10 protein-coding genes and 1 pseudogene are annotated in these 11519 nt (G+C 63.8%); 2 read left to right on the top strand and 9 right to left on the bottom strand.

The features are described from left to right. Positions 1 to 129: 129 nt before the first annotated feature. The 5 genes from phoU to RBB39_RS07805 all read right to left on the bottom strand — a co-directional run bounded on the left by phoU (position 130) and on the right by RBB39_RS07805 (position 5514). Entirely contained in the window at positions 130 to 864 is a 735-nt protein-coding gene (gene phoU, locus RBB39_RS07785; protein WP_045994487.1) for a phosphate signaling complex protein PhoU, read from the bottom strand. A 32-nt stretch (positions 865 to 896) separates the two neighbouring features. After that, positions 897 to 1670 carry a phosphate ABC transporter ATP-binding protein PstB gene (pstB, locus tag RBB39_RS07790; RefSeq protein WP_045994491.1) on the bottom strand — a complete coding sequence of 258 codons (774 nt, stop codon included), beginning with the start codon at positions 1668 to 1670 and terminating at the stop codon, positions 897 to 899. 86 nt (positions 1671 to 1756) lie between these two features. Then, positions 1757 to 3322, bottom strand: a complete 1566-nt coding sequence (pstA, locus tag RBB39_RS07795; protein WP_239452604.1) for a phosphate ABC transporter permease PstA — start codon at positions 3320 to 3322, stop codon at positions 1757 to 1759. After that, positions 3319 to 4527, bottom strand: coding sequence for an ABC transporter permease subunit (locus RBB39_RS07800; RefSeq protein ID WP_045994486.1), 1209 nt, complete (start codon positions 4525 to 4527; stop codon positions 3319 to 3321). The genes pstA and RBB39_RS07800 overlap by 4 nt, the downstream gene beginning before the upstream one ends. 84 nt (positions 4528 to 4611) lie before the next feature. Then, positions 4612 to 5514, bottom strand: coding sequence for a PstS family phosphate ABC transporter substrate-binding protein (locus RBB39_RS07805; protein ID WP_083970603.1), 903 nt, complete (start codon positions 5512 to 5514; stop codon positions 4612 to 4614). On the opposite strand from RBB39_RS07805, the gene RBB39_RS07810 reads away from it, so the two are divergent. Both RBB39_RS07810 and RBB39_RS07815 read left to right on the top strand, forming a co-directional pair. Further along, positions 5513 to 5740, top strand: coding sequence for a hypothetical protein (locus RBB39_RS07810; protein ID WP_083970602.1), 228 nt, complete (start codon positions 5513 to 5515; stop codon positions 5738 to 5740). The genes RBB39_RS07805 and RBB39_RS07810 overlap by 2 nt on opposite strands. Positions 5741 to 5797: 57 nt before the next feature. Beyond that, entirely contained in the window at positions 5798 to 6205 is a 408-nt protein-coding gene (locus RBB39_RS07815) for an acyl-CoA thioesterase (RefSeq protein ID WP_083970605.1), read from the top strand. A gap of 134 nt (positions 6206 to 6339) precedes the next feature. Here the strand turns inward: RBB39_RS07815 and RBB39_RS07820 are convergent, their stop codons facing one another. The 4 genes and pseudogenes from RBB39_RS07820 to RBB39_RS07835 all read right to left on the bottom strand — a co-directional run. Next, a complete protein-coding gene (locus RBB39_RS07820) occupies positions 6340 to 7440 on the bottom strand; it encodes a TRAP transporter substrate-binding protein (RefSeq protein ID WP_045994484.1) in 1101 nt (366 codons plus the stop codon). Positions 7441 to 7630: 190 nt separating this feature from the next. After that, on the bottom strand, positions 7631 to 8338 hold the full coding sequence (gene aqpZ / locus RBB39_RS07825; protein WP_045994483.1) for an aquaporin Z: 708 nt from the start codon (positions 8336 to 8338) through the stop codon (positions 7631 to 7633). A 738-nt stretch (positions 8339 to 9076) separates the two neighbouring features. After that, positions 9077 to 11281, bottom strand: a complete 2205-nt coding sequence (uvrD, locus tag RBB39_RS07830; RefSeq protein WP_045994482.1) for a DNA helicase II — start codon at positions 11279 to 11281, stop codon at positions 9077 to 9079. Between the two features lie 84 nt (positions 11282 to 11365). Next, positions 11366 to 11519: pseudogene (locus tag RBB39_RS07835) on the bottom strand (transcriptional regulator); the annotation flags it as partial.

The raw sequence follows: 11519 nt of genomic DNA on the forward strand, positions 1-11519 counted from the left end.
CTTGGCAGTGGCTGAAGATGACAGTGCCCCAACGACATCGGGCCATCGTCTCGACGATGGCCCGATGCTCAGAGTGCAGGCAACGACCCTGACGGGGCCGGCCTATTGACGCCGCTCAGGGCGTCGAGGTCAAGACGTGCTGCTGTCGTCGAGCAGTTCCTGGTTGAGGTCGTCAGGGTCGATGTGACGGATATCCAGGCCCTTGACCAGATAGATGACGTACTCGGCCAGGTTGTTGGCGTGATCGCCGACACGCTCCAGCGCGCGCAGGATCCACATGATGCCCAGTACCGGAGAGATCGAACGCGCATCCTCCATCATGAAGGTCATCAGCGAGCGCATGGCGCTCTGGTACTCGCTGTCGACCCGCTCGTCTTCCTGCACCACCTGCATCGCCAGTTCGGTGTCGAAACGCGCGAAGGAGGTCAGGGCGTCACGCATCATGTGACGCACGTGCTCGCTGATATTGCGCACCTCGACGAAGCCGCGGGTGCCGTTGTTGCCGTCGACCAGTTCGATGGCGTTGCGCGCGATCTTGCTGGCCTCATCACCGATACGCTCGAGATCCGACGCCGCGCGAATCACCGCCAGCACCAGTCGCAGGTCAGAGGCCGCCGGCTGACGGCGTGCCAGCACGCGGGTGCACTCGTCGTCGATCTTGACCTGCATGTCATTGACCGCGCGGTCGTTGTCGACCACACGAGAGGCCAGTGCAGAGTCGGCGTCGAGCAACGAACTGACGGCATCCTGCACCTGCTTTTCCACCAGGCCACCCATGGCCATCAGGTGGGTCTTGAGTTCCTCGAGCTCATGATTGAACTGCCTCGAGATGTGCTGGCTGTGGGTATCGCTGGTGATATCCATGAAGGTCTCCTGAAGAAGCATGGGACGGGACGCTAGCCCACCATGCGTCCAGTGATGTAGTTTTCGGTGCGCCTCAGGCGCGGATGCGTGAACAGGGTGTCGGTCGGGCCGTACTCCACCAGCTCACCGTTGTGCAAAAACGCCGTATAGTCCGACACCCGCGCCGCCTGCTGCATGTTGTGGGTCACCAGCACCAGGGTCAGATGCGGCTTGAGTGTGCGAATCAGCTCCTCGATCTTCAGCGTCGAGATCGGATCCAGGGCCGAGGCCGGCTCGTCGAGCAACAGCACCTCGGGTTCCACCGCCAGGGTCCGGGCGATGACCAGACGCTGCTGCTGGCCTCCCGAGAGCGACCAGGCCGACGCCCGTAGACGCCCCTTGACCTCGTCCCACAGCGCCGCCGACTTCAGTGCCCATTCGACCACATCGTCGATGCGGCGCTTGCTCAAGCCTCCCTGCAGACGCAGGCCAAAGGCGACGTTGTCGTAGATAGACATGGGGAAGGGGTTCGGTGCCTGAAACACCATGCCCACCCGACGCCTGAGCTCGGCCACCGCCACCCTGGGGTCATGGATATCGTGGCCGTCCAGATGAATCTGGCCGTGACGACTGACGTCCTCATTAAGGTCGTGCAGACGATTCAAGGCGCGCAACAGCGTCGACTTGCCGCAGCCCGACGGCCCGATAAAGGCCGTGACCCGATGGCGTGGAATGCGCAGGGTCAGATCCTTGAGCGCCGTCTTGCCGCCATAGGCCAGGGTCAAACCCTGGATATCCAGGCAGGTATCGGCCGCGGAAAACTCCATGACCGCCCCGCGTCGATTTCCCAGTCTTGCCTGGGCCAGCTGACGCTTGGGCAGCTCGCCATCGATGGACATTGCCTCTCCCTGCATCATCGGCGCACCGGGGCACCATGACGCTTACGCAAATAGTGACGCATGAATATTGCAGTCAGGTTAAGCACCAGAATCACCGTGACCAGCAGTAGCGCTGTGGCATACACCAGCGGCATCGCCGCCTGGACATCGCTGGAGTGAAAGGCCGCGTCATAGATGTGATACCCCAGGTGCATGAACTTCCTTTCAAGGTGGAGGAAGGGGAACTCCCCGTCCAGCGGCACCTGCGGCGCCAGCTTGGCGACCCCGACCAGCATCAGCGGCGCCACCTCACCGGCGGCCCGGGCCACCGCCAGGATCAGGCCTGTCAGCATCGCCGGCGTGGCCATCGGCAGCACCACCCGTGTCAAGGTCTCGAAGCGCGTGGCCCCAAGCGCTAGGGCGCCTTCACGCTGGTGCAGCGGGATCCGCGAAAGACCTTCTTCGGTGGCCACGATCACCACCGGCAAGGTCAACAGCGCCAGGGTCAGCGAGGCCCACAGCAGCCCGCCGGTGCCGAAGGTCGGCGAGGGCAGCGTCGATTCGAAGAACCAGCGATCGATGCTGCCGCCGATGCCATAGACGAAGACCCCCAGGCCGAACACGCCGTAGACGATGGACGGCACCCCGGCCAGATTGCGCACGCCGATCCGGACCAGTCGGGTCAATCGACCCTGGTGGGCGACCTCATTGAGATAGACCGCCGCCAGCACCCCAAAGGGCGTGACCAGAATCGACATCAACAGCACCATCAGGATGGTGCCGAAGATCGCCGGCCAGACGCCACCAGCGGTATTGGCGTCGCGTGGCCCCTGGGACAGAAACTGCCACAGCTCCCGCACCCAGTGGCCGAGTTTTTCATGCCAGGCCATGGCGTTAGGGCGCCAGGCCTCGAGTATCTCGGCAAGGGCTTGTTCCTGACGGCGCCCCTGACCATTCTCGAGCACCACCAGGTCGCCCTGCATGCGCTGCTGAAGCTCACTGGCCCGGCGCTGCAGGTCGGCCAGACGCCGATCCTCCGAGCGGTGGCCATCCTGGTCTTCCATGCTGCGGATCAGCGGTAATATCTCGTCGTGGGTCAGACGCCGACGTTCGTCGCGCAGGGCATTGATCTCCTTCAGCCGGGACTCGAGCACCGTCCAGGCATCCGGACCGGTCAAGCGCTGATCACCCGACTGCAAGGCCACCAGACGCCCGAAGAAGGTGCCCCAGTGGCGCCGCTCCAGCACCACCAGATCCTCCGGCGTGGTGTCTTCGGTGATCTGGTCATTGGCGAGCCACCGCCAGATGCCACCGCCGTCATCACGATTGGCGGTCAGATAGCGCCGCTCCAGCCCCTGCCTGGAAGGTAGTTCGCGGGTCTCCAGGGGAACCCCTATCACCGTCTCACCGCCCTTCAGGGTCAACTGGTGGACCGTCGCTGGCCAGAAATTGGACAGGCCCTTGACGCTCAACAGCACCAGCAAGGCCCCCAGCATGATCAGCGACAGCGCCACCGAGGCCGCTGCCAACCAGGCCAAGGGGCCCTCTCGGGTGCGCCGCTTGCCGGGCATGCCCACCGCGGTGTGGCCGGGAATCTTCATGCGTCCCCCTTACGCCGGGTAAAACGACGCTTCAGGCGGGCACGCACCACCTCGGCCAGGGTGTTGACCAGAAAGGTGAAGGCAAACAGGGCCAGCGCCGCCAGCAGCAGCAGCCGATAGTGGCTGCCCCCGGGTGCCGCTTCCGGCAGTTCGATGGCGATGCTCGAGGCCAGCGACCTCAAGCCATCCAGCGGGCTCGCCGTCATCAGCGCGCTGTTGCCACTGGCCATCAGCACGATCATGGTCTCGCCCACGGCGCGCCCGGCGCCGATCATGATCGCCGAAAAGACACCGGGCAGCGCCACCGGCAGCATCACCCGGGTGAGCGTCTGCCAGCGGGTCGCACCCATGGCCTGGGCGCCTTCGGCCAACTCCCGAGGCACATCACTCAGCGCATCCTCGGCAAGCGCGTAGATGCCGGGAATCACGGCAAAACCCATGGCCAGCCCGACGATCAAGGCGTTGCGTGCCTGCACGTCGAGTCCCCAGGACTCCTCGACCCACAGGCGCAGGTCGCCATCGAACCACCAACCTTCCCACATCGGCGCCACGCTCATCGCCAGCCACACCAGCAGCAACAGGCAGGGGATCAACCACAGGGCCGCCCAGCGTAACGTCAGGGCAGCCTTCAGCCGATCGGGCAACCACCGGTAGCCCAACGCCAGCAGCACCACCGCCGCGGGCAGCACCACCACAATCGACAGCGACTGCGCCAGGTGACGTTCGACCCAGGGCCCCAGCGCCAGACCGGCAATAAACCCCAGCACCACGCTGGGCATCGCCTCCATCAGCTCCAGCGTCGGCTTGAGCCGTGCGCGCAGGCCGGGAGACATGTACAGGCTGGAGTGCGCCGCAGCACCCAGGGCCAGGGGAATCGCCACCACCAACGCCCAGGCGGCCGCTTCCAAGGTGCCCCACAACAGCGGGGCCAGGCTCGCCTGGGGCACCGCGGCGTCATCCAGCCGATGGGGCAGCCAGCGATATTCGGGCTCGCCGCTCACGTCTGGCGATGACCACAGCGCCTCCAGCGGAAAGCTTGCGCCATCCGGCCAGAACAGCGGCAGCACCTCGACCAGCAGAAATACCGCAATGGCGACCACCGCCAACAGCACGCCAACCCCTCCGGCCGTGATCAGCATGGTCGCCAGGCGGTCACGTCGCTGTCTCGTCTGGTGCAGTGAGGTTATCGGAGAAGGGTCAGACATTGATCTTGGGCCATCGGTATATAGCGAAAGATTACGACAACTTCATGACACCCAGATGACAACCCGACCGGGGCCTGGCATCTCTCAAGGCCCGTCCCGTGGTAGTTCAGCCAGCCCCAGGGCATGTCGCTGAGCGGCCAGCACAGACGGCGGCAGCGCCACGAAACCCAGCTCCTTGACCACCCGCTGGCCCGAGGGTGACAGCACCATGTCGAGAAAGGCCCGTTCGACGTCGGGAAGCTCGCCCTCGGGGGGGCGATTGACGTAGATCAACAGGTCCCGTGACAACGGATAGCCGCCGCTTCGCAGCGATTGTCGGCGCGGAAGAATCCCGTCTTCGGCGTTGCCGATCGCTACCGCCTTGACGTCCGCATTCAAGTGATTCAGGCCGGCGTAACCGATGCCTGCGGGATCGTCACCCACGGCGGCCACCACGGCGGCAGAGCCAGCCGACACCATGACCGATACCTTGAATTCGCCGTCACACAGGGCGCGGCGACGAAACAATCCATGGGTGCCGGAGACCGCGTTGCGGCCATACAGGTGAATGGTGCCCCCCGGGCGCTCGAGCCCCAGCTGCTGCCAGCGCTCGATGCTCTCGCTGGCACCGCACGCGAGGGTGTCGGAAAAGATCGCATCGAGCTCTGCTCGAGACAGTCGAGACAAGGGGTTGTGGCGATTGACCACCACCACCAGGGCATCCTTGCCGACCACCACCGGCGTTGGCGCGTAGCCATGGCGCTCGATGAAGGCCGCGGACTCGTCCTCCTGCATGGGTCTGGACATGGGGCCCAGCAGGGTGGTGCCGGCGATCAGGGCAGGCGGTGCACTGGCCGAACCAGCCACCTGAAGCTGCAGCCTGACCCCCGGTCGCTGTTCTTCGAACTGCTCGCCCCATCGCAGCATCAACTCCGCCATGGTATCCGAGCCTATCGCATCGAGAGAGCCGGCCACGTCATGGGCGGCAACCTTCGCCGACACCAGCATGGAGGAAAGCACCAGGCCCGAGACCAGCCTCGACGCCACTCTTGGCGCCACTCCCGGCGCCACTCTCGACACCGCTGCCGGCGCTTCGCTCGACACCGCTATCGACAGCGTTCTCGGCCCCCGGCTGGGAGCCAACAGCGTGCGCTTGAGCGCACCTATGCAACGCGACAACCTAGACATGCGCTCCCCTGGGCGTTTCATGACACCAACGGTAGAGAAAGACTGACCCGGGTGGGTACCATGACGACACAACAACATCCACGACCAGGCGCCGCCCACCATGATGACAGAACTCGATGACGTTCCCGTGCCAAAGGGACAGCTGACGCTCCAGCTGGCCGCGACACGACAGCATACCAATGCCCACGGCGATATCCCGGCAGGTTGGCTGGTGGGCCTGATGGATCAGGCCGCGGAATGGACCGCCAGCCGCGAGGCGATGGGACGTACCGCCACCGTCGCCATCGAAGGCATGGACTTTCTGTGCCCGGTGCGTGTCGGCTCGCTGGTCTGCGTCTACACCGAGGTGCGCGATATCGGCCACAGTTCCATCAAGATCGACGTGGAGGTCTGGATCCGGTCCCTCCAGGACGCCGAAGACGCCGACCTGCACAAGGTCACCGAGGCGCGCCATGTGATGGTGGCACTGGATGACAACGGTCGCATACGCGGCGTCCGATCCGACGCCTGAGCGAGGCCTTCGAGAGAGACCAGTGAAAGAGAGGCGCGCCCGTGGCGCGCCTGGTTTTCCGTCGCTAGCCTTCATCACCTCGCCAGGCCCGTCACCGCCGGGTCTGCGCCACCACTTTTGAGCCTCGTCTGGCGTCAGGACTCGCCTTGGCCAAGTACGCTATCGCGGGCCTTCAGGTAGGCGAATTCACCGACGTCAGAGAACTTGCGTACCTGGCTCTGGAAATTGCGATAGGACTCGTAGATCCGCGCCGACGCCTCGTCGTTGTCGACTTGCTTCTGCAGTACCTGCTGCGAGGAGTCATGCAGGGCCGCCAGTACTTCCTCCGGAAACGAGCGCAGCTTGACGCCATGCTCGTTGACCAGAGCGTCCAAGGCCTCGGCGTTGCGGAAGGCAAATTCGCTGATCATGGCCAGGTTGGAGGCCTTGGCGGCTTCGTTGACCACCGCCTTGAGGTCATCGGGCAGCGCATTCCAGGCATCCAGGTTGACCGTGCCCTCCAGCACCGCGCTGGGTTCATTCCAGGCCGAGGTGTAGTAGTAGTCCGCCACCTGATGCAGACCAAAGGCCAGATCATTGTAGGGCCCCACCCAGTCGGCGGCATCGAGCACGCCGGTCTGCAGGGAAGTGAAGATCTCGCTACCCGGAATGGTCAGGGTGGTCACGCCGATCCCGGCCATCGCCTCGCCGGCGAGCCCTGGCAGACGCAGCTTGAGGCCCTGCATATCCTCGAGCGAGTTGATTTCCTTCTTGAACCAGCCAGCCATCTGGGTGCCGGTGTTACCCACCGCGAAAGGCTTGAGGTTGTGGTCGGCGTAGAGCTCGTCCCACAGCTCCTGGCCGCCGCCGTAGTACAGCCAGGCGTTGGTCTCGGTGGTGGTCATGCCGAATGGCACGGCGGTAAAGAACTGAGAAGCCGCGACCTTGCCCCGCCAGTAGTAGGAAGCGGAGTGGCCCATCTCGGCGGTTCCCTGGGACACTGCGTCAAAGACCTCCATCGGCGGTACCATCTCGCCGGCACCATGGACCCTGACCTTCATGCGTCCGCCGGACATCCGCTCGATACGCGCTGCCAGATCGTTGGCTCCGGTGCCGAGGGCCGGAAAGTTCTTGGGCCAGGACGTCACCATGTTCCAGGTGATGGTTTCCTGTGCGCTGGCGGTATTGACGAAGGGGGCGGCGGCCACGCCGGCGGCGCCGAGGCCGGCTGTCCTGAGGAAGGAACGACGTTCCATGGGGCGAGCTCCTGAAGCTTGTAGTGTCGACGCCGGGAGCGCAGGGAGCCGCGCTGAAGCGCCGTTCCCCGCGCTCGGCGTGGTGTCCGCCAAGCAGTATGCGGCAAAGCGAAATTCGCCTGCAAGCCACCACCACGCTGGTCGGCCCGGCGATGGCCGGGCCGGTTTCCTGCGTCTTGCTCAAGTCACCTCAGGTCGCCTGCTCGCCCACCGGTCGAGCGCTTCCGATCAGGCGGTAGACAAGCGCACCCAGCACACCACCGATCAGCGGCGCCACCCAGAATAACCACAGCTGCGCCAGCGCCCAGTCACCCACGAACACCGCCACCGCCGTGCTGCGCGCCGGATTGACCGAGGTGTTGGTCACCGGGATGCTGATCAGATGGATCAGTGTCAGACACAGGCCTATCGCGATCGGTGCCAGCGTGGCGGCCGACCGCGAATCGGTGGCACCGAGGATCACCACCAGAAACATCGCCGTCATCACCACCTCGGTGATCAGCGCCGCGGTCAAGCTGTAACCGCCGGGAGAATGCTCACCGAAGCCGTTGGCGGCAAAGCCGCCGGACAGGTAGAAACCGGCCTGGCCGGAGGCCACCAGGTAGAGCACCCCTGCCGCCGCCACGCCGCCGGCCACCTGCGCGATCACGTAGCCTGGCAGCTGAGACACGGGAAAGCGTCCCGCAGCGCAGAGCCCCAGTGACACCGCGGGGTTCAGGTGACAGCCAGAAATGTGGCCGATGGCGAAGGCCATGGTCAGCACGGTAAGGCCGAAGGCCAGGGAGACCCCGAGCAGGCCGATACCGACGTCGGGAAAGGCCGCCGCCAGCACCGCACTCCCGCATCCTCCCAATACCAGCCAGAAGGTCCCGAAAAACTCCGCTCCCAACTTGTTCATGCCTGCTTCTCCTTCTTCAGTGCGAGCGCCAGCTCTCGCAACCTTGCCCGGCCCATGCCATTCGTCGCAGACGAGAGGGAGCCGGGGCGAGTTTGCCTGTCACAGCGGCGCGACGCTGTCCTGGATTCGTCGGCCGACGACCTTGAGCAAGCAATGAATGGTGAAAGCAGAGTTAAATAACTTCGCGTTGGAAAAACAATTACCTCGAATGGCGGAGTCCGGCATCGAAAAAAACATCACCTTGGTACAATCTTTTTTTTATAAAACATCCATCTGGGGGAAAGAAACACCCCTATGCTGTCCATTTAAATAGCTTTACCGCTCTCCGCAATAAACCAAAATTATCCATTAAAATCAACAGCATAACCACAAACTAAAAGTACTCATCACCACTTCGCCCACCCTTCATTCAACTTCATCAACCTTGTGGATTTATCAAAAGAGCGATGCATCGCCATCTCGGCAAGCCAGCTATGGTTTGTCTTATATGCTTCTGAGTATTTCACAAGAGTTACGGCAAGCTACTTCTCCTGAATGGCAATAGTTCTGCCAAGGATGCCTGCCACGACCTTTCCGATGAATAATCAAGGGACCTCACGCCGTTCGAAGCGACTCGACACGGCATGACTGAGGCATCCATCTGTTGATCAGGCCAGAGGACTGCGATCAGCCCTCCTCCAACGTTGCCTGAGGGGCACCGGCGAACGCCGGTGCCTCGCCGACAGGGCGAAAACCCCGCTACAGCGCCTCCAGCTTGGCGAAGCCCAGCACCAGCCACTTGTCGCCGTGGCCTTCGAAGCTGACCTGGACACGGGCCCGCTCGCCCTCTCCTTCGGCGTTGAGGATGACCCCCTCCCCGAATACCGGATGGCGTACCCGCTGGCCCAGCGACAAGGCAGGTAGATCGCCGCTCGCCTCCACGGTCGTCTGGGCGAAGCGCGACGGCGTTGGCCGGGCGCTGACCGGACGTGACACCTGGCCACGCAGACGCACCTCCTCGAGCAGCGACTCCGGCAACTCACGCAGAAAGCGCGACGGGCGCTGAAAGGTCTCCTTGCCGTGCATGCGACGGATCTCGGCGTGGGTGAGGTAGAGCTTCTGCATGGCGCGCGTGACCCCGACGTAGCAGAGCCTGCGCTCCTCCTCCAGGCGCCCGGGTTCTTCCAGCGACATGCGGTGGGGAAACAGGCCTTCCTCGACCCCGGCCACGAACACGATGGGAAATTCGAGTCCCTTGGCCGAGTGCAGCGTCATCAACTGGACGCTGTCCTCGAATTCGTCGGCCTCGTGCTCGCCGGCGTTGAGGGCCGCTTCGGCCAGAAAGGCTTCCAGCGCGGCCATGCCCTCCCCGGCTTCGATGTTGTCCAGCGTCTCGCCCTGGGTGAAGGCACGGGCGGCGTTGATCAGCTCTTCCAGGTTCTCGACCCGGGCCTGCCCCTTTTCCCCCTTCTCGCTCAGATGATGGTCGATCAGTCCACTGCGCTGATTCACGTGGGCGATGATCTCGTGAAGCGCCATCCCCGAGGTGTCGTTGTCGAGGCCTTCGATCAAATTGGCAAAGGCACCCACGGCGTTGGCCGCACGCCCCTTGAGCGAGCCGTCGGTCAGGGTGTCGTGGATCGCCTGCCACAGCGACACTTCGGTACGACGGGCGCGATCGCGCAGTCCCTCCACCGTGCGGGTACCGATACCGCGGGCAGGGACATTGATCACCCGCTCCAGCGAGGCATCGTCGTCGCGGTTGAGCAGCAGCCGCAGGTAGGCCAGGGCGTTCTTGATCTCGAGGCGCTCGTAGAAGCGCTGGCCCCCGTAGATGCGGTAGGGCATACCCTGGCGGATCAGGGTCTCCTCGATGACGCGGGACTGGGCGTTGGAGCGATAGAGGATGGCCACCTCCTGGCGCTTGAACCCCTCGTCGACCTTTTCCTTGATGGTGTCGACGATGAAGCGCGCCTCCTCCATGTCGTTGAAACCGGCGTAGACCGAAATCGGTTCGCCACGACTGCCGGCGGTCCACAGCTCCTTGCCCATGCGATCCGAGTTCTGCTTGATCAGGGCGTTGGCGGCGTCGAGGATGGCGCTGGTGGAGCGATAGTTCTGCTCCAGGCGCACCGTTTTGGTGTCGGTGAATTCCTGCTCGAAGCGACGAATGTTCTCCACCCGTGCCCCGCGCCAGCCGTAGATCGACTGGTCGTCATCGCCGACTACCGTCATCGGCGTGCGCTGTCCGGTCAACAGCTTCAGCCAGGCATACTGCAGGGTGTTGGTATCCTGAAACTCGTCGACCAGTACGTGGGCGAAGCGCTCCTGATAGTGGGCCAGCAGAGCAGGATTGTCGCGCAACAGCTCGAGGCTCCTGAGCAGCAGCTCGCCAAAGTCGACCAGGCCGCCACGTTCGCAAGTCAGCTGGTAGACGTCATACAGCGCCACCATCTGCTCCACGTAGGCGTCACCGTTGATCCGGACCTGGTGAGGACGCAATCCCTCCTCTTTGCAGCCGCTGATAAACGACTGCACCTGACGGGGCGGAAAACGCTCGTCATCGATCTTGTTGTCCTTCAACAGGCGCTTGATCAGACGTAGCTGATCATCGGAGTCGATGATCTGGAAGTGCTGGGGAAGGCGAGCGTCCTGCCAATGGGTACGCAGCAGGCGGTGGGCGATGGAGTGAAAGGTACCCACCCAGACGTGGCGCAGCGAGATCCCCAGCAACGCCTCCAGGCGAGTGCGCATCTCCCTGGCGGCCTTGTTGGTGAAGGTCACCGCCAGCACCGCGTAGGGCGAGAGACCTTCTGCCTGCATCAGCCAGGCGATGCGATGGACCAGCACGCGGGTCTTGCCGGAACCGGCGCCGGCGAGCACCAGCATATTGCCCTGGGGAGCGCAGACCGCCTCATGCTGCGCCGCATTGAGGCCGTCGATGATCGCCGTGACGTCGTCCATGGAGAAGGCACCGCTCGAGATCGAAAATGGGCGCCCAGTCTATCACAGCGATGCTGGATAAATGGACAGGCAGGGCGCCCTCGGTCAGGAAGGATCGGACTCCGGATAGCGCAGCGGGTTGAGGCTGCGCTTTACCGCCTTGAGCTGCTCGGCGAGCTTGGGGCCCCGGGTCTTCGCCACTCCCACCGCCAGCACGTCGACCAGTACCAGATGGGCGATACGGGAACTCATGGGCGTG

The organism is Halomonas sp. MMSF_3323, assembly GCF_030733595.1.
GTDB classification, from domain to species: domain Bacteria; phylum Pseudomonadota; class Gammaproteobacteria; order Pseudomonadales; family Halomonadaceae; genus Halomonas; species Halomonas litopenaei.

Excerpts from the sequence above, each read along its gene's own strand:
- phoU (WP_045994487.1), bottom strand. The coding sequence starts at position 864 with ATGGATATCACCAGCGATACCCACAGCCAGCACATCTCGAGGCAGTTC.
- RBB39_RS07810 (WP_083970602.1), top strand. The coding sequence starts at position 5,513 with ATGGAGGAAAGCACCAGGCCCGAGACCAGCCTCGACGCCACTCTTGGC.
- uvrD (WP_045994482.1), bottom strand. The coding sequence starts at position 11,281 with ATGGACGACGTCACGGCGATCATCGACGGCCTCAATGCGGCGCAGCAT.
- RBB39_RS07815 (WP_083970605.1), top strand. The coding sequence starts at position 5,798 with ATGACAGAACTCGATGACGTTCCCGTGCCAAAGGGACAGCTGACGCTC.
- RBB39_RS07805 (WP_083970603.1), bottom strand. The coding sequence starts at position 5,514 with ATGCTGGTGTCGGCGAAGGTTGCCGCCCATGACGTGGCCGGCTCTCTC.
- aqpZ (WP_045994483.1), bottom strand. The coding sequence starts at position 8,338 with ATGAACAAGTTGGGAGCGGAGTTTTTCGGGACCTTCTGGCTGGTATTG.
- RBB39_RS07820 (WP_045994484.1), bottom strand. The coding sequence starts at position 7,440 with ATGGAACGTCGTTCCTTCCTCAGGACAGCCGGCCTCGGCGCCGCCGGC.
- pstA (WP_239452604.1), bottom strand. The coding sequence starts at position 3,322 with ATGAAGATTCCCGGCCACACCGCGGTGGGCATGCCCGGCAAGCGGCGC.
- pstB (WP_045994491.1), bottom strand. The coding sequence starts at position 1,670 with ATGGAGTTTTCCGCGGCCGATACCTGCCTGGATATCCAGGGTTTGACC.
- RBB39_RS07800 (WP_045994486.1), bottom strand. The coding sequence starts at position 4,527 with ATGTCTGACCCTTCTCCGATAACCTCACTGCACCAGACGAGACAGCGA.